Here is a 16715-nt window from a genome sequence, read left to right on the forward strand (position 1 = left end):
TGGATCGGCATCGCGATCGCGGTGATCGTGGTCGTGATCGTGTTGATCGCGATCGCCAGGGGTGGTGGTGGCGGTGGCGGAGGGTACTGACGCCGTCGACGCGAGCTGACGCGGCCCCGCCACACCCGGCGTCGCCCGCGAATCAGGTATATAAAGGTCGCCATGGCCGAGACCGACACCGCGCCCGGTGCGCAGCAGTTCATTCCGCCGCAGGCCGACACGATCGACGAGCTGCGCGCCGCCGCCACCGGTTGCCAGGGCTGCGAGCTCTACCGGAACGCCTCGCAGACCGTCTTCGGCCGGGGCGACGAGACCGCCCGGGTGGTCCTCGTCGGCGAGCAGCCCGGCGACCTGGAGGACCAGAAGGGGCTGCCCTTCGTCGGGCCGGCCGGTCGGCTGCTCCGCAAGGCCGTCGATGACGCCGGGATCGATCCGCAGCACATCTACCTGACGAACGCCGTGAAGCATTTCCGCTTCGAGCTGCGCGGCAAGCGGCGCATCCACCAGAGCCCGGACCGGGTGCACATCACCGCCTGCCGGCCGTGGCTGGTCGCCGAGTTCGCCCGGCTGCACCCGGAGATCGTGGTGGTGCTCGGCGCCACCGCCGCCAAGGCGCTGCTCGGCCCGTCGTTCCGGGTGACGAAGCAGCGCGGCGAGCTGCTGCCCTGGCCGGCGTCGGCGCAGCGCCCGGAGGACTTCACCCGGGTGCCGGTCGACAGCGAGGGGAAGGTCGCCGACGCGCCGGCCGCGCGGCTGCTGGCCACCATCCACCCGTCCGCCGTGCTGCGCGCCGACGACCAGGACGTCGCGTACGCGGGGCTGGTCAAGGACCTGACGGTCGGCGCCCGCGCCCTGGCCGCAGCCGTACGGCCGACCGCTGGGCAGGGCGGGTGAGCGGTGCCACACTGGCCGCCATGGAGCAGCATCTCTACGAACCGGTCCACGAGGAGTTCCGCGACCTGTGCCGGGAGTTCCTGGCCCGCGAGGCGGTGCCGCACCACGCCCGGTGGGAGGCCGACGGCCTCGTCGACCGTGCGGTGTGGCGCAAGGCCGGCGCGGCCGGGCTGCTCGGCACGGACGTCGACACCGACCACGGCGGCGGTGGCCAGCGGGACTTCCGGTTCAACGCGGTGCTGGTCGAGGAGATCGTCGGGTCCGGCTGTTCCGGGCTCGGCTTCGGTCTGCACAACGACGTGGTGGCGCCGTACCTGACCGAGTTGACCACCGACGACCAGCGCAAGCGCTGGCTGCCCGGCTTCTGCTCCGGTGACCTGGTCACCGCCATCGCGATGAGCGAGCCCGGCGCCGGGTCCGACCTGGCCGGGGTACGCACCAGCGCGGTCCGTGACGGCGACAGCTGGCTGCTCAACGGGCAGAAGACCTTCATCACCAACGGCGAGCTGGCCGACCTGGTCATCGTGGTGGCGCGGACCGCCCCGGACCAGGGCGCGCACGGGGTGAGCCTGATCGCGGTGGAGACCGGCACCCCCGGCTTCACCCGGGGCCGGCGGCTGGCGAAGGTGGGCCTGAAGGCCAACGACACCGCGGAGCTCTTCTTCGACGACTGCCGGGTGCCGGTGGGGAACCTGATCGGCACCGAGAACCACGGCTTCTACCACCTGATGGCCAACCTGCCCCGGGAGCGGCTCAGCATCGCCGTCGCGGCGGTCGCGGCGGCGGAGAAGCTGCTCGCGGTGACCCTCGATTACGCCCGCTCGCGGGAGGCGTTCGGCCGGCCGATCGGGAAGTTCCAGCACAACCGGTTCCTGCTGGCGGAGATGGACACCGAGGTGACCATCGCGCGCACCTTCGTCAACCACTGCGTGACCGAGTTCAACGCCGGCCGGCTGTCGGTGACCGACGCCGCCAAGGCCAAGTGGTGGACCACCGAGCTGCAGAACCGGGTCGCCGACCGCTGCGTGCAACTGCACGGCGGCTACGGCTACATGCTGGAGTACCCGGTGGCGAAGGCCTGGCTCGACGGGCGGGTGCAGACCATCTACGGCGGCACCACCGAGATCATGAAGGAGATCATCGGCCGGGGGCTCGGCCTGTAGCGAAACCGGTTCCCCCGGGACGGGGCCGGTTTGCAAGGATGGGGCCGCGTCTGACCCCTTACCGAGGAGGCCGCATGGCCACCGACCTGACCGCGCCGGACCGTACCCGGCCTGATGTCGCGCCGATCCAGCGGCGGACCCTGCGCCTGCTCTTCACCACCCAGATCATCGGCGGGATCGGCGTCACCATCGGCATCTCCGTCGGTGCGCTGCTCGCCGCCCGGGTCGCCGGCACCGCCGTCGCCGGCCTGGCGCAGAGCGCCGCCGTGGTCGGCGGGGCGCTGCTCGCCGTCCCGGTCACCCGGATCATGAACGGGCACGGCCGACGCCCCGGTCTGGCCGTCGCCTACCTGGCCGGCGCGGCCGGTGCCGTGCTGGTGGTGCTCGCCACGATCACCGGCTTCGTACCGCTGCTCTTCCTGGGCATGCTGCTCTTCGGCGGCGGCACCGCGGCGAACCTCCAGGCCCGCTACACCGCGGTGGACCTCGCCGAACCGGCCCGTCGGGGCCGGCAGTTGTCGCTGATCGTCTGGGCCACCACCATCGGCGCGGTGGCCGCGCCGAACTTCGCCTCGCTGGCCGACCACACCACCAGCGGGTGGGGGCTGCCGCCGCTGGCCGGCCCGTTCGCGTTCAGCGCCGCCGCGTTCGTGCTCGCCGCCGTCGTGCTCCTGGTGCTGCTGCGGCCCGATCCGCTGCTCACCGCGCGCCGGCTGGCGGCGGCCGACGCCCCGGTCGCGCCCGCCGTCGCGGACGTCACCCCGCCGGCGGACGCCGTCGCCACGCCGGCGGAGACCGCCCGGCGCGGCGACGGGATGCGCGCGGCCTGGCGGGTGGTACGCGGGCGCCCGGCCGCCCGACTCGGCATCGCGGCGGTGGCGGTGGGCCACGTGGTGATGGTCGCGGTGATGTCGATGACGCCGGTACGCCTCGGCGAGTCGCACGGCGACGCCGACGTGCTGCGGGTGGTCGGCATCGTGCTGAGCCTGCACATCGCCGGCATGTACGCGCTCAGCCCGGTGGTGGGCTGGCTCACCGACCGGCTGGGTCGGCGTGCGGTCGTCCTCGGTGGGGTCGGGCTGCTGCTGGCCGCGTGCGCGGTTGCCGGCACCGCCGGGCACGACACGCCCCAGCTCTCGGTCGGCCTGGTCCTGCTCGGGCTGGGCTGGTCCGGCACCATGGTGGCCGGCTCCACCCTGTTGTCGGAGTCGGTCCCGGCGGCGGTCCGGCCGAGCGTGCAGGGGTTCTCCGACCTGACGATGGGGCTGGCCGGCGCCGCCGCCGCCGCGCTCAGCGGGTTTGTCATGCGGGCGGCGGGATATCCGGTGCTGACCCTGCTGGCGGCGATCGCGGTGGTGCCCCTGGTGGCGCTAGCGTTGCGTCCGGTGCCGGTGGGGGCACCGGACGAGGAGGACTGATCACGTGCGGCTGACCGACTTCTGGGTCCGGCTGGAGGAGGCCTTCGGGCCGGGTTACGCGGCCAGCATCGCCCGCGACCAGGTGTTGTCCCAGCTGGGTGGGCGGACCATCGAGCAGGCGTTCGCCTCGGGCGAACAGACCCACGTGGTGTGGCGGGCCGTCGTCGCCGCCTATCCCGACCGGGTGCCCGCCCGGCTACGTTGAGCAGCGCCTTCGTCGCTCCCGCGTGTCGCTTGCCCGCTCGTACACCTGTTCGGCTATTGTCCACAGCGGGGTGCTCGTCCACAGCTCACGGCCTCCTCGGCTGGTTTTCTGTCGGACCCAGCGCCTAGCGTGTCCGCGTGACGCGAAGCTCAGGAAAGACGCCGGCGAAGGCAGGGGTGGCAAACATGGCCGCAGGGCCCGACCGGGAGAAGGCACTCGACCTTGCTCTCGCTCAGATCGACAAGCAGTTCGGCAAGGGTTCGGTGATGCGGCTGGGGGAGCGGCCGGTCATCCAGACCGCCGTGATCCCGACCGGTTCGATCGCGCTCGACGTGGCGCTCGGCGTGGGCGGTCTGCCCCGCGGCCGGGTCGTCGAGATCTACGGTCCCGAGTCCAGCGGTAAGACCACGGTCGCCCTGCACGCGGTGGCCAACGCCCAGCGGGCCGGCGGCATCGCCGCCTTCATCGACGCCGAGCACGCGCTCGACCCGGAGTACGCGAAGGCCCTCGGCGTCGACACCGACGCCCTGCTGGTCTCCCAGCCGGACACCGGCGAGCAGGCGCTGGAGATCGCGGACATGCTGGTCCGCTCCGGCGCGATCGACATCATCGTGATCGACTCGGTCGCCGCCCTGGTGCCGCGCGCCGAGATCGAGGGCGAGATGGGCGACAGCCACGTGGGTCTGCAGGCCCGGCTGATGAGCCAGGCGCTGCGCAAGATCACTGGTGTGCTCAACAACACCGGCACCACGGCGATCTTCATCAATCAGTTGCGCGAGAAGATCGGTGTGATGTTTGGATGTGGATCTTGGAACACCAAGGTCACCCTCGCGGACGGATCCCAGGAGCTTCTCGGCAAGATCGTCACTGAGAAGATGGATGTCGAGGTGCTCTCCTACGACGGAGAGTTGGGCTGTCTCGCTCCGCGCCGGGTGGTCAACTGGTTCAACAACGGCACGACTGATGAGTTCCTGCGCTTCAAGGTCGAACGTGCAGGCGGCGGCGCTGGCCGTGGCCAAGCGGTCATGTCGATGACCCGCAATCACCTGATCATGACCCCAGGGGGCTGGCGCGAAGCCGGTGAATTGCTTCCCGGGGATCGTGTGATGCTCGCTCAACCACACGTGTTGAGCCCGCAGCAGTGGCAGGTCGTGCTTGGTTCGCTGATGGGCGATGGCAATCTCTCGGCTCCTGTCCGTCGAGACGGGGAGAGCGGCCGGTTCCGGATGGGGCATGGCGTAAAGCAGGCCGCGTATCTCGACTGGAAGGTGGGCCTGCTCGGCAACATCCGCCACAGTCGGACGTCCAATGACAAGGGTGCGGTTTTCGCCGACTTCACGCCGCTCGCCGAGCTCGGTGAGCTGCGCCGAGCGGTCTATCTTGGAGACGGCAAGAAGCACCTGAGCTGGGATTACCTCAAGCAGCTGACTCCGCTAGCTCTCGCCGTGTGGTACATGGACGACGGCTGCTTCACGCTGCGGTCGAAGGGGCTGCAGCAGCGGACGAAAGATGGCAGCGGTCGGATCGAGATCTGCGTCGAGGCGATGAGCGAGGGCAGCCGACAGCGGCTCCTCGAATACCTGCGGGACTCCTGGCGCCTTGATGTGAAGCTCACCAGTAGGGGCCAGCGCGAAATCAGCGTCCTGCAGTTCACCACTGCGGCTTCGGAGAAGTTCCAGAAGATCGTTGCGCCGCACATCCCGGAGTGCATGGAGTACAAGCTCCTGCCGAAGTTCCGGGGCCTGTGCGAGGTCAGTCCGCAGTTCACGGAACCCACGATGTACCCGCTGCCTGCTCGGATCCTCGAGATCGAGGCCAGGCGCGACTACAAGAACATGGACCGGTTCGATATCGAGATCGAAGGTTCGCACAACTACCTCGCTGACGGGATTCTGGTGCACAACAGCCCGGAGACCACCACCGGTGGTCGGGCGCTGAAGTTCTACGCCTCGGTCCGGCTCGATGTGCGCCGCATCGAGAGCCTGAAGGACGGCACCGACGTGGTCGGTAACCGGACCAGGGTCAAGGTCGTGAAGAACAAGGTCGCCGCGCCGTTCAAGCAGGCCGAGTTCGACATCATGTACGGCAAGGGCATCTCCCGTGAGGGCTCGCTGATCGACGTCGGCGTGGAGCAGGCGATCATCCGCAAGTCCGGCGCCTGGTACACCTACGACGGTGACCAGCTCGGCCAGGGCAAGGAGAAGGCCCGCGAGTTCCTCCGGGAGAACCCGGACGTGGCCGCCGAGATCGAGAAGAAGATCCTGGAGAAGCTCGGCGTCGGGATCGGCGCGGGCGACGCCGCCGGCGGCCCGGAGCTGCCGCCGGTCGACTTCTGATCGGCCGCTGACTAAGTGGCAGGACGACGCGCCCGCACGGGGCGGGGCTGGGACGCCAGCCCGCCCCGGGCGGGTGACGACATCGCGCCCCGGCCTCGGCGGGGTCGTCGCGGCCGGTCCGCCGAGACCGATCCGGAGGCGACCCCGGCCCCACCGCGCGACGAGGCCGAGGTGGCCCGGGAGATCTGCCTGCGGCAGCTGGCGGTGCGTCCGCGTACCCGGGCCGAGCTGGCCGGGGCGCTGGCCAAGCGGGGCATCTCCGACGAGGTCTCGGCCGACGTGCTCAACCGGTACGACGAGGTCGGCATCATCGACGACGCCGCCTTCGCCCGTGCCTGGGTCTCCAGCCGGCACACGGGTCGGGGCCTGGCCCGTCGGGCGCTGGCCAACGAGCTGCGCCAGCGCGGCGTGGACGGCGACGTGGCCAGCGAGGCGCTCGGCGAGCTTGACGAGGAGACCGAGGCGGAGACCGCCCGCGCCCTGGTGGAGCGGAAGCTGCGCACCGCCCGGGGCGAACCGGACGCGGTGTTCCGCCGGCTGGTCGGGATGCTCGCCCGCAAGGGCTACCCGCCGGGCGTGGCGATCCGCGCGGTGAAGGACGCGCTCGCCGCGCAGAGCGCCGAGGCGGCCGAGTTCGCCGAGCAGATCGACGCTGACGCCCTGGCCGAGGCCGAGGGGGAACTCGACCGGGACACCCGCGCCACCGACTGACCCCGCGACGCCCCCGCGCTCCGCCGCCTCTGCCGGTGGGGCCACGGACAGCAACATCCGCCGGGAGACGGATGCACTCGTGAGCGATATGCCTGAGAGGCACAAAACATGCCTGTCAGGCATATCGCTCATCGGGACACAGGCGTCCGGCTCTCGCGAAACCGCCGCGCGGCGCCACCGGCCCGGACCGCGTCATGGCAGGCCGTCACGGTGCCGCCGACGCGGCCACCACATTCGCCCGACCGGGGCCGTGAGCAGCTCCGGAGGTTGACGCGCGGCTCCGTTGCCCGGGTTGTTTGTCCGCTGCTGTCCGTCATGCCGTCACCAACGGGTGACGAATCAACTTCGCTCCGTCGGGGGGTTTGATCATGAGTTCTTGACCGAACGGCCCCTCGCGACCTAGCCTCGCCCTACAGGCTCACATTGCCCGACCAGCGCAGGCTAAGCGCACAACATAGATCGCGTAACAGAACCGCATCACTTTGGCCAGCTCCACCGGCCTTTGACGGTCGCTCCGGACAGCCGGTCCGGAGCCGATCCGACAACTGCACCCGGCTGTCGGCGATGCCCGAGGGGCACCGCCGACGGAGAGCTGTACCCAACGGCCAGCCGCTCGGTCGGGCGTCCAGGGTCGTAGAGGCGCGTGCCCGTCGGCACGGTCCTCTGCGGCGTCGACGTTCAGGGGAGGCGGCCATGGCGGGGCGGCACAGGGACCACGGGTCCCGAGGGGGTGTCGGCGGTCGCGGCTCCGCCGGTGGAGTACGGCGGTCCGGCCTCGCCGGCCGGTGCGACGGGGTCCGCGCATGAGCGCCGTGGAGGTGGTGCTGCTCGTTGTCGTGCTGCTCCTCGCCCTGGTCGTCGTCGGCGCCGTGCTGTTCGGCGTACGCGTGGTGCGGCGCCTCGGCGCGGCCCCGGCCCCCGAGGACCCGGCCTTCATCGCCGAGAAGGACCGCCAGGAGCAGTCCCTGGCGGCGCTGCGCACCGCCGCCAGCGAGGCGAACAGCACCATCGACGTGGCGAAGTCCGCCGCAGCCGCCGCCCGCACCGAGGCGGCCGCAGCGAAGGCCGAGGCGAAGGCGGCGCGGGCGGAGGCCCGCCGGGTGCTCGACGACGCCCGCGCCGAGGCGGACACCGTCCTGGAACGGGCCCACCGGCAGGCCGAGGTCGACGCCGAGCAGTTGCGGACCACGGCCCGGCGCAGCGGCGAGCGGGAGGTGGCCGTCCTCGCCGCCACGACCCGGGAGCAGGCCGCCGAGGTGGAACGCCGGGCGGCCAGGATGGACGAGCGGGAGCGGCTGCACACCGAGGAGGTGGAGCGCCTCGCCGAGCGGGAACGGCAGCTCACCGCGGCCAGCGCCGAACTGGCGAGGCGGGAGGCCGGGCTCGTGGAACGGGAGACCGCGCTGGCCGCCGCCGAGGAACAGCGCCGCCGCGAGCTGGAACGGGTCGCCGGGCTCACCGCCGACGCCGCGCGGGCCGAGCTGATCGAGGCGATCGAGACGCAGGCCAAGCGGGAGGCCGCGCTGCTGGTCCGGGACATCGAGTCCGACGCCCGCAGCACCGGCGAGCAGCGCGCCCGGCACATCGTGGTGGACGCCATCCAGCGGGTGGCCAGCGAGCAGACCGCGGAGAGCGTGGTCAGCGTCCTGCACCTGCCCGGGGACGAGATGAAGGGGCGGATCATCGGCCGGGAGGGGCGCAACATCCGCGCCTTCGAGTCGGTCACCGGGGTCAACCTGATCATCGACGACACCCCCGAGGCGGTGCTGCTGTCCTGCTTCGACCCGGTACGCCGGGAGGTCGGCCGGCTCACCCTGGAGAAGCTGGTCCTCGACGGCCGGATCCACCCGCACCGGATCGAGGAGGTGCACGACCTGGCCCGCCAGGAGGTGGAGGAGCTCTGCCACCGGGCCGCCGAGGACGCCCTGGTCGAGGTCGGCATCACCGAGATCCACCCGGAGCTGGTCACCCTGCTCGGCCGGCTGCGCTACCGGACGTCGTACGGGCAGAACGTGCTCAAGCACCTGGTGGAGACCGCGCACATCGCCGGGATCATGGCCGCCGAGCTGCGGCTTGACGTGCCCACGATCAAGCGTTGCGCGTTCCTGCACGACATCGGCAAGGCGCTCACCCACGAGGTGGAGGGCTCGCACGCCATCATCGGCGCCGACCTGGCCCGCAGGTACGGCGAGAGCGAGGACGTCGTACACGCCATCGAGGCGCACCACAACGAGGTGCCGCCGCAGACCATCGAGGCCGTGCTCACCCAGGCCTCCGACGCCTGCTCCGGCGGGCGGCCGGGCGCCCGGCGGGAGAGCCTGGAGGCGTACGTCAAGCGGCTGGAGCGGATCGAGGAGATCGCCGCCGGCAAGCTCGGCGTGGAGAAGGTCTTCGCCATGCAGGCGGGCCGGGAGGTCCGGGTGATGGTCAAGCCGGAGGACGTCGACGACATCGGCGCGGCGGTCCTGGCGCGGGACGTGGCCAAGCAGATCGAGGAGGAGCTGACCTACCCGGGTCAGATCCGGGTGACCGTGGTCCGCGAGTCCCGGGTCACCGAGATCGCCCGCTGACTCCGACGCCGGCCCCACCGTTACCGGGGGCGGGCGGAAGGACGAGGGCCGGCCCGGATGTCCGGGCCGGCCCTCGCGTCGTCAGTGGCGGGTCAGTTGCCGCCGCCGGCACCGCCCCCGCCGCCCTCGGCCTGCGAGACGAGCGCGGCGACCGGCGGGTTCTGCGCCGGGGTGCCCGCGGTCTTGCGGCCCTGGGAGAGCCGGCGCTGGAGGTACTGCGCCAGCTTCGACAGCGAGTAGTTGACCACGATGAAGAGCGCGGCGATCACGACGTACACCTGGATCGGGTTGCCCAGCACGCCGATGATCTGCTTGCCGATGTTGAGCGTCTCCTCGTAGCTGATGATGAAGCCCAGCGAGGTGTCCTTGAGCACGACGACCAGCTGGCTGATCAGCGCCGGCAGCATGATCCGGAACGACTGCGGCAGCAGGATCATGCGGGTGGCCTGCAACGGCGAGAGGCCGATCGCGGCGGCGGCTTCCGCCTGGCCGCCGGGCAGCCCCTCCATGCCGGAGCGGAGGATCTCCGCGATGACCACCGAGTTGTAGACGGTCAGGCCGATCACCAGGTACCAGAGGGTGTCGAACGAGACGCCGAACTCGGGGAACCCGCGGGCCACGAAGAAGATGGTGAGGACGACCGGGAGGCCGCGGAACACCTCGACGCAGACCCGGGTGACCGCCGAGAGCAGCAGGCTCAGCCCGCGCAGCAGGTACGCCACCGGCACCGCCAGCCCGGTGAAGCGTCGCCGGGTCAGGCTCTTGAGCTGGATCCGCAGCACGGCGAGCAGGGTGCCGACCAGCAGCGATGCGACGATGGACAGCGCCGCCGCGATCAGCGTGTTCTTGAAGCCGAGGCCGATCCGGTCCCACACCAGGGAGAAGTTCTCGTTGGAGGGGTCGACCAGCGGCCCCCACAGCTCCATGGAGAACTGGCCCTTGTCGTCCAGCGGCTGGTAGATCAGGAAGTACGCCCCGACGAGCAGCACCACCGTGGCGACCAGGCTGCTGATCAGCGTGATCCGCCGCTGGCGGGGGCCGGGGACGTCGTAGAGGACGCTGGTCTGCTGACTCATCGGGCCACCGCCTGTCGCTTCTCCAGCCGGTCCAGCAGGGCGCCGAGCGGCACGGTCATGATCAGGTATCCGATCGAGATGCCGATGGCGACGGGGATGAAGGCGTAGCCCTCGGCCGAGGTGAGCTGGTCGGCGGTCTGCGAGAGGTCACCGACCACGCCGAAGAAGCCGACCAGCGCGGAGTTCTTGATCATCGCGATGATCACCGAGCCGAGCGGCACCACCGAGGCCTTCCAGGACTGCGGCAGCACCACGTAGCGCAGGTTCTGGCCGAAGGTCAGGCCGAGCGACCGGGCGGCCTCGGCCTGCCCGGCCGGCACCGCGTTCACCCCGGACCGCAGTGCCTCGCAGACGAACGCCGCCGTGTAGAGCACCAGGGCGATCAGGGCGAAGCGGAAGTACGGCAGGTCGGTGCCGAGCCGGCTGAACAGCGCGTCCAGGCCGGGGATGCGCAGGAAGTCGGCGTTGGACCCGAGGGCCGGCAGGGCGAAGGCGGAGAAGAACATCACCACCGTCAGCGGCATGTTCCGGAAGACGTTCACGTAGCCGGTGCCCACCGCGCGCAGCGGCGGCACCGGTGAGATGCGGAGCACCGCCACGACGGCGCCCAGGATCAGGGCGCCGATCGCGGCGAGCACGCAGATCTGGAGGGTGAGCCAGAAACCACCCGCAAAGACGTCGAACTTGTCGATGAGCACGTTCACGGGTCGGTGTTCCTCCCCACCCTCCAGATCGCGAGGATCAGATCAGTAGCGGTTGACGGTCGGGGCGCTGCCCAGCTCTGCGCCGAACTTGCCGGCGGTGTCGTCCCAGGCCTTCTTCCAACTACCGTCGGAGAAGGCCTTCTCCAGCGTGTCGTTGATGAAGGTACGGAACGCGGCGTCCTCCTTCTTCACCCCGATGCCGTACGGCTCCTTGGTGAAGTTGTCGCCGGCCAGCTTGAACGACGCCTCGTCCTTGGCGATGTAGCCGAGGAGGATGACGTTGTCGGTGGTGACCGCGTTCACCTGGCCGCCCTTGAGGGCGTCGCGGCACTTGTCGTAGGTGTCGAAGAGCACCAGCTGGGTGGCGACGTCCTTGACGTACTGCTTGATCGTCTCGGCCGGGGTCGAGCCGGTGACCGAGCAGACCTTCTTGGTGCCGTCCTTGAAGGAGTCCGGGCCGGTGATCGTGGTGTCGTCCTTCTTGACCAGGATGTTCTGGCCGGCCTCGTAGTACGGGCCCGCGAAGGCGATGCGCTCCTTGCGCTTGTCGTTGATCGTGTATGTCGCCGCGACGAGGTCGACGGTGCCGTTGACGATGACGTCCTCACGGACCTTCGACGGCGTCTCGACGTACTCGATCTTGTCCTCGGGGATGCCGAGTTCCTTGACGATGATCTTGGCGACCTCGACGTCGAAGCCCTCCGGCTTGCCCGACAGGCCCTTCTGACCGAAGCCCGGCTGGTCGAACTTGGTGCCGATCTTGATCTTCTGGGCCTTGTTGAGCTTCTCCATGGTGCTGCCGGCGGCGAACGACTTGCTGCCGGCGCCGGTGCCCTCCTCGGAGTCGCCACCACAGGCGGCCATCCCGAACGCCAGGGTGGCGGCCGCCGCGAGCGCCGCTACGCGCTTCATACGCATACACATCTCCTTCATCAACGGAGCCCGCCGGGGGACGGCGTGCTCCACAACCGACGTCTAGTGAGTGAGGATCTTGGAGAGGAAGTCCCTGGCCCGCTCGCTGCGGGGGTTCGCGAAGAACTCGGTGGGCGGGGCGTCCTCGACGAGCTGCCCGTCGGCCATGAAGATCACCCGGTTCGCCGCGTGCCGGGCGAAGCCCATCTCGTGGGTGACCACGACCATGGTCATGCCGTCGCGGGCCAGCGAGGTCATCACGTCCAGCACCTCGCCGACCATCTCCGGGTCCAGCGCGCTGGTGGGCTCGTCGAACAGCATCGCCTTCGGCTGCATGGCCAGCGCGCGGGCGATCGCGGCGCGCTGCTGCTGGCCGCCGGAGAGCTGGGCCGGGTACTTGTCGGCCTGGTTGGCGATGCCGACCCGGTCGAGCAGGGCCAGGCCGCGCTCGCGGGCGACGGCCGGCTTCTCCCGGCGCACCTTGATCGGGCCGATGGTGACGTTCTCCAGGATCGTCTTGTGCGCGAAGAGGTTGAACGACTGGAAGACCATGCCGACCTCGCTGCGCAGCTTCGCCAGCGCCCGGCCCTCGGCGGGCAGCGGCTGCCCGTCGAAGGTGATGGTGCCGGAGTCGATGGGCTCCAGCCGGTTGATGGTCCGGCAGAGCGTCGACTTGCCGGAGCCGGACGGGCCGATCACCACGACCACCTCGCCCCTGCCGACGGAGAGCGACACGTCGTCCAGCACGTGCAGTGGGCCGAAGTACTTGTTGACCCCGTCCAGCACGATGAGCGGTTCGCCCGTCGTCACGTCGTACACCGTCCCTGTCGTCTGTCCCCGAAGCGGGGTCGGTCGACCCCCGGTTGGGCAACTGTAGGCGGGGGGATGTGGCGGAAAGCAAGCTGGTGGGTCACGGAGCGGTAACACCGGTCCCGGCCGTGCCCGGGAGTCCGAAATTCGTCACCGTACGGCCCTTTTGAGTGGCGGCGGCGGGGCCACGCGGAGATCATGTGGGGATGATCGACGGGGTCCGCCTGACCGATTACGCCCGTGGCGGCGGCTGTGCCTGCAAGATCCCGCCCGGCGAGCTGGAGGCGATGGTGGCCGGCCTGGGCCCGGCCGGCGGCACCGCCGACCTGCTGGTCGGGCTGGACCACGGCGACGACGCCGCAGTGGTCCGGCTGGACGAGCGGACCGGGCTGGTCAGCACCGCCGACTTCTTCACCCCGGTCGTCGACGACCCGTACGACTGGGGCCGGATCGCCGCCGCCAACGCGCTGTCCGACGTGTACGCCATGGGCGGCACCCCGCTGGTCGCGCTGAACCTGCTCTGCTGGCCCCGCGAGGTGCTCCCGCTGGAGTTGGCCCGCGAGGTGCTGCGCGGCGGGCAGGACGTGGCCCGGGAGGCCGGCTGCCACCTCGCCGGCGGGCACAGCGTCGACGACGACGGCCCCAAGTACGGCCTCGCCGTCACCGGGGTGGTCCGCCCCGAGGAGCTGATCACGCTCGACGCCGGCCGGGCCGGCCTGCCGCTGTCGCTGACCAAGCCGCTCGGCGTCGGGGTGCTGAACACCCGGCACAAGCGGACCGGCGAGCGGTTCGCCGAGGCGGTCGCCTCGATGGCCGCGCTCAACCGGGACGCCGCCCGCGCGGCGGTCGCCGCCGGCATCCGCTGCGGCACCGACGTCACCGGCTTCGGGCTGCTCGGGCACGCCTCGAAGTTGGCCCGGGCCAGCCGGCTCACGGTCGCCATCGACACCACCCGGGTGCCGTACCTGCCCGGCGCGCGGGAGGCCGTCCGCGACGGGTACGTCAGCGGCGGCACCCGCCGCAACCTCGACTGGGTGGCCCCGTGGACCGACTTCGGGTCGACCGGCGAGGCGGAGCGGCTGCTGCTCGCCGACGCGCAGACCTCCGGCGGGCTGCTGGTCGCCGGGGAGGTCCCCGGTGGCACCGTGGTCGGCGAGCTGCTGCCCCCGGGCGAGCACCGCCTCGTGCTCCGCTGACCGCGACCCAGACGGTGGCCGCGACCGCGACCGTGACCCAGACGGTGGCCGCGACCGCGGCACCGGTTCAGGCGGTGCAGACCGCGGGGAACCCGCCGACCGAGGTCTGCCGGATCGGGCACCATACCCGATAAACTGTCATCTTCCCGCTACTCGGGGCGACGTCGCCCGAGGAAATTTTGCCCGGAATGGTCACAGACCGGTAACTTGCCCCCGGCTGAGGTCATATGCACCCCACCATCGTCAGTAAGGCCCGATTCGGAGGCCGGTGGGACGAACGCAGCGAGGAGGCGGCATGACCGAGCTGTGGAACTGGAGAATCGACGGGGCGGCACCCGTGGAGGTGTACCCCGCGCTGGCCGAGGCGCTCGGTCGGGTGGTGATGCCCCTCGCCGTCGCCGACCCGGCCCGGCTGCCCACGTACGCGGTGATCTGCGACGTGTGGGAGGCCCCGGGGGAGTTCGGCACGGTGGTGGACTGCTACGGGGTGCCCGAGCGGCTCGCCGAGCACACCAGCGTCGCCGCGCTGGCCCGGCTGCTCGGCCGCAACTGCCTGCTGACCGACGACACCCTCGACGCCGGCCGGCACCTGCTGGTCGCGCCGGACGGCACCATCCGCCCGGTGCACTTCGACGTGACCGAGACCGACGACGGCGAGGTGCTCAGCAACCGGCGGCTCTGCACCCTGGCCAATCCCGGTTGCCGGGGGTGGTCCCGGTGCCACCGGTCGCGCTGGGCGCCCGACTCGGTCAACCCGGCCCTCGCCGCGGCCTGACCCCGCCGTAGGCCGCCGCTCCCGCCGGGCCCGGCGCCCGCTCAGCCGGCCCGCGCCGGGCGGGAGCCGCGCACCTGCAACTGGTCGAGCAGGGTCGCCGTGGCGGCGGCCACCGCGCGTACCGCCGCGTCGAACGCCTCGGCGTTGTGCGCGGCCGGGGCCCGGAACCCCGAGATCTTCCGGACGTACTGCAACGCGGCCGCCTCGATGTCGGCCGGCGTCACCTCCGGCACGTACGGCTCACGCAGGGTCTTGATGCTGCGGCACATGGCTCCTCCTCGTTCGGGTCCATCCGGTCGGCCCGGATACGCTGTGCACGTCATGACTACCGCAGCCGCCAGCAGCCCGCGCACCTACCAGGTGCGTACGTACGGCTGCCAGATGAACGTGCACGACTCCGAGCGCATCTCCGGCCTGCTGGAGCAGGCGGGTTACGTGCGTGCCGCCGAGGCCGACGACCCCCCGGACGTGGTGGTGTTCAACACCTGCGCCGTCCGGGAGAACGCCGACAACCGGCTCTACGGCAACCTGGGTCATCTGCGCCCCGTGAAGGACAAGCACCCCGGCATGCAGATCGCCGTCGGTGGCTGCCTGGCCCAGAAGGACCGCGGCGACATCGTCCGCAAGGCCCCCTGGGTCGACGTGGTCTTCGGCACGCACAACATCGGCTCGCTGCCGGTGCTGCTGGAGCGGGCCCGGCACAACGCCGCCGCCGAGGTGGAGATCCTCGAATCCCTCGACGTCTTCCCCTCCACGCTGCCCACCCGGCGCGAGTCGACGTACGCCGGCTGGGTGTCGATCTCGGTGGGCTGCAACAACACCTGCACGTTCTGCATCGTGCCCGCCCTTCGCGGCAAGGAGAAGGACCGCCGCCCCGGCGACATCCTCTCCGAGGTGCGCGCCCTGGTCGACGAGGGCGTGCTGGAGGTGACCCTGCTCGGGCAGAACGTCAACTCCTACGGCGTGGAGTTCGGGGACAGGTACGCCTTCGGCAAGCTGCTGCGCGCCTGTGGCGACATCGACGGGCTGGAGCGGGTCCGGTTCACCAGCCCGCACCCGAAGGACTTCACCGACGACGTGATCGCCGCGATGGCCGAGACGCCGAACGTCTGCCACTCACTGCACATGCCGTTGCAGTCCGGCTCGGACGACATGCTGCGCGCGATGCGCCGGTCGTACCGGTCGGAGAAGTACCTGGGGATCATCGAGAAGGTCCGGGCGGCGATGCCGGACGCGGCGATCACCACCGACATCATCGTCGGCTTCCCCGGCGAGACCGAGGCCGACTTCCAGCGCACCCTCGATGTGGTCCGCGAGGCGCGGTTCTCCTCGGCGTTCACCTTCCAGTACTCCAAGCGCCCCGGCACCCCGGCGGCCACCATGGACGGCCAGCTGCCCAAGCAGGTCGTGCAGGAGCGCTACGAGCGGCTGATCGCCTGCGTGGAGGAGATCACCTGGGCGGAGAACAAGCGCCTGGTGGGGGAGACCGTCGAGGTGCTGGTCGCCGTCGGCGAGGGGCGCAAGGACGAGCGCACCGGCCGGATGTCCGGCCGCGCCCGCGACGGCCGTCTGGTGCACTTCGACGCCGGCTCGCTGGCCGGACAGATCCGCCCCGGCGACATCGTGCACACCACGGTCACGTACGCCGCCCCGCACCACCTCAACGCCGACGGCGAGCCGCTGTCACACCGGCGTACCCGGGCCGGCGACGCGGCCGAGGCTGGCCGCTCCCCGCGTACCCCCGGGGTGCTGCTCGGGCTGCCCACGGTCGGCGCGCCGGCCGCGGCGCCCGCGCCGGCGACCGGCTGCGCCGCGCACTGACCGACCGCCGACGGGCGGGGCCCCCCCCGAGGCCCCGGCCGGCGCCGGTGGGGCGCGGGGAGCAGCGGGTGGCGCGGGGCGTGACCGGGCCGGGGGCCGAGCCCCCGCCCGGGGGGGGGGGGCC

At 71.2% G+C, this 16715-nt stretch carries 14 protein-coding genes and 3 pseudogenes; 12 read left to right on the plus strand and 5 right to left on the minus strand.

The annotated features are described in order from the left end of the window. Positions 1-162 precede the first annotated feature (162 nt). The 9 genes and pseudogenes from AB0I41_RS24725 (at position 163) to rny (ending at position 9297) form a co-directional block, all read left to right on the plus strand. Positions 163-894 carry a UdgX family uracil-DNA binding protein gene (locus tag AB0I41_RS24725; RefSeq protein WP_357111956.1) on the plus strand — a complete coding sequence of 244 codons (732 nt, stop codon included), beginning with the start codon at positions 163-165 and terminating at the stop codon, positions 892-894. A 20-nt stretch (positions 895-914) separates the two neighbouring features. Further along, a complete protein-coding gene (locus AB0I41_RS24730; protein WP_357111959.1) occupies positions 915-2057 on the plus strand; it encodes an acyl-CoA dehydrogenase family protein in 1143 nt (380 codons plus the stop codon). Positions 2058-2131: 74 nt separating this feature from the next. Continuing rightward, positions 2132-3475 carry an MFS transporter gene (locus AB0I41_RS24735; RefSeq protein WP_357111962.1) on the plus strand — a complete coding sequence of 448 codons (1344 nt, stop codon included), beginning with the start codon at positions 2132-2134 and terminating at the stop codon, positions 3473-3475. A 4-nt stretch (positions 3476-3479) separates the two neighbouring features. Then, entirely contained in the window at positions 3480-3680 is a 201-nt protein-coding gene (locus AB0I41_RS24740) for a DUF3046 domain-containing protein (protein ID WP_357111966.1), read from the plus strand. Positions 3681-3865: 185 nt separating this feature from the next. Beyond that, positions 3866-4480, plus strand: a pseudogene (recA, locus tag AB0I41_RS24745) (recombinase RecA); the annotation flags it as partial. A 306-nt stretch (positions 4481-4786) separates the two neighbouring features. Continuing rightward, positions 4787-5584 (plus strand): annotated as a pseudogene (locus AB0I41_RS24750) (recombinase RecA); the annotation flags it as partial. Then, a pseudogene (locus tag AB0I41_RS24755) lies at positions 5585-6016 on the plus strand (recombinase RecA); the annotation flags it as partial. Between the two features lie 15 nt (positions 6017-6031). Next, entirely contained in the window at positions 6032-6727 is a 696-nt protein-coding gene (locus AB0I41_RS24760; protein ID WP_357111969.1) for a regulatory protein RecX, read from the plus strand. Positions 6728-7530: 803 nt separating this feature from the next. Then, positions 7531-9297 (plus strand): ribonuclease Y, encoded by a 1767-nt coding sequence (rny, locus tag AB0I41_RS24765; RefSeq protein ID WP_357111972.1) that lies wholly within the window; start codon positions 7531-7533, stop codon positions 9295-9297. Between the two features lie 92 nt (positions 9298-9389). Here rny and AB0I41_RS24770 read toward each other — a convergent pair whose 3' ends face one another. From AB0I41_RS24770 to AB0I41_RS24785, 4 genes are read right to left on the minus strand one after another with little or no spacing between them, the layout of a single operon-like run. Further along, the gene (locus AB0I41_RS24770) at positions 9390-10373 is read right to left on the minus strand and encodes an amino acid ABC transporter permease (RefSeq protein WP_357111975.1); all 984 of its coding nucleotides are present in this window, start codon (positions 10371-10373) and stop codon (positions 9390-9392) included. Continuing rightward, positions 10370-11077 carry an amino acid ABC transporter permease gene (locus AB0I41_RS24775; RefSeq protein WP_357111978.1) on the minus strand — a complete coding sequence of 236 codons (708 nt, stop codon included), beginning with the start codon at positions 11075-11077 and terminating at the stop codon, positions 10370-10372. The genes AB0I41_RS24770 and AB0I41_RS24775 overlap by 4 nt, the downstream gene beginning before the upstream one ends. Positions 11078-11119: 42 nt before the next feature. Beyond that, on the minus strand, positions 11120-11995 hold the full coding sequence (locus AB0I41_RS24780; protein WP_357111981.1) for a glutamate ABC transporter substrate-binding protein: 876 nt from the start codon (positions 11993-11995) through the stop codon (positions 11120-11122). A 57-nt stretch (positions 11996-12052) separates the two neighbouring features. Further along, positions 12053-12808 carry an amino acid ABC transporter ATP-binding protein gene (locus AB0I41_RS24785; protein ID WP_357111983.1) on the minus strand — a complete coding sequence of 252 codons (756 nt, stop codon included), beginning with the start codon at positions 12806-12808 and terminating at the stop codon, positions 12053-12055. Positions 12809-13005: 197 nt separating this feature from the next. Between AB0I41_RS24785 and selD the strand changes: the two genes are divergently transcribed. Both selD and AB0I41_RS24795 read left to right on the plus strand, forming a co-directional pair. After that, the gene (selD, locus tag AB0I41_RS24790) at positions 13006-13995 is read left to right on the plus strand and encodes a selenide, water dikinase SelD (protein ID WP_357111987.1); all 990 of its coding nucleotides are present in this window, start codon (positions 13006-13008) and stop codon (positions 13993-13995) included. Positions 13996-14290: 295 nt separating this feature from the next. Beyond that, positions 14291-14770: a hypothetical protein gene (locus AB0I41_RS24795; protein WP_357111990.1), complete on the plus strand. Its 480-nt coding sequence runs from the start codon at positions 14291-14293 to the stop codon at positions 14768-14770. Between the two features lie 41 nt (positions 14771-14811). Here AB0I41_RS24795 and AB0I41_RS24800 read toward each other — a convergent pair whose 3' ends face one another. Continuing rightward, complete coding sequence (locus tag AB0I41_RS24800) at positions 14812-15039, minus strand: DUF2277 domain-containing protein (protein ID WP_154942825.1); 228 nt, start codon at positions 15037-15039, stop codon at positions 14812-14814. A gap of 52 nt (positions 15040-15091) precedes the next feature. On the opposite strand from AB0I41_RS24800, the gene miaB reads away from it, so the two are divergent. Further along, complete coding sequence (gene miaB / locus AB0I41_RS24805) at positions 15092-16591, plus strand: tRNA (N6-isopentenyl adenosine(37)-C2)-methylthiotransferase MiaB (RefSeq protein ID WP_357111995.1); 1500 nt, start codon at positions 15092-15094, stop codon at positions 16589-16591. The last annotated feature ends 124 nt before the right edge of the window (positions 16592-16715 follow it).

Origin of the sequence: Micromonospora sp. NPDC050200 (assembly GCF_040656135.1) — a bacterium.
GTDB lineage: Bacteria > Actinomycetota > Actinomycetes > Mycobacteriales > Micromonosporaceae > Micromonospora.

What these genes read in the sequence shown, in the direction of transcription:
- rny (WP_357111972.1), top strand. Translation starts at nt 7,531, where the DNA reads ATGAGCGCCGTGGAGGTGGTGCTGCTCGTTGTCGTGCTGCTCCTCGCC.
- miaB (WP_357111995.1), top strand. Translation starts at nt 15,092, where the DNA reads ATGACTACCGCAGCCGCCAGCAGCCCGCGCACCTACCAGGTGCGTACG.
- selD (WP_357111987.1), top strand. Translation starts at nt 13,006, where the DNA reads ATGATCGACGGGGTCCGCCTGACCGATTACGCCCGTGGCGGCGGCTGT.
- AB0I41_RS24795 (WP_357111990.1), top strand. Translation starts at nt 14,291, where the DNA reads ATGACCGAGCTGTGGAACTGGAGAATCGACGGGGCGGCACCCGTGGAG.
- AB0I41_RS24800 (WP_154942825.1), bottom strand. Translation starts at nt 15,039, where the DNA reads ATGTGCCGCAGCATCAAGACCCTGCGTGAGCCGTACGTGCCGGAGGTG.
- AB0I41_RS24730 (WP_357111959.1), top strand. Translation starts at nt 915, where the DNA reads ATGGAGCAGCATCTCTACGAACCGGTCCACGAGGAGTTCCGCGACCTG.
- AB0I41_RS24770 (WP_357111975.1), bottom strand. Translation starts at nt 10,373, where the DNA reads ATGAGTCAGCAGACCAGCGTCCTCTACGACGTCCCCGGCCCCCGCCAG.
- AB0I41_RS24725 (WP_357111956.1), top strand. Translation starts at nt 163, where the DNA reads ATGGCCGAGACCGACACCGCGCCCGGTGCGCAGCAGTTCATTCCGCCG.
- AB0I41_RS24735 (WP_357111962.1), top strand. Translation starts at nt 2,132, where the DNA reads ATGGCCACCGACCTGACCGCGCCGGACCGTACCCGGCCTGATGTCGCG.
- AB0I41_RS24780 (WP_357111981.1), bottom strand. Translation starts at nt 11,995, where the DNA reads ATGCGTATGAAGCGCGTAGCGGCGCTCGCGGCGGCCGCCACCCTGGCG.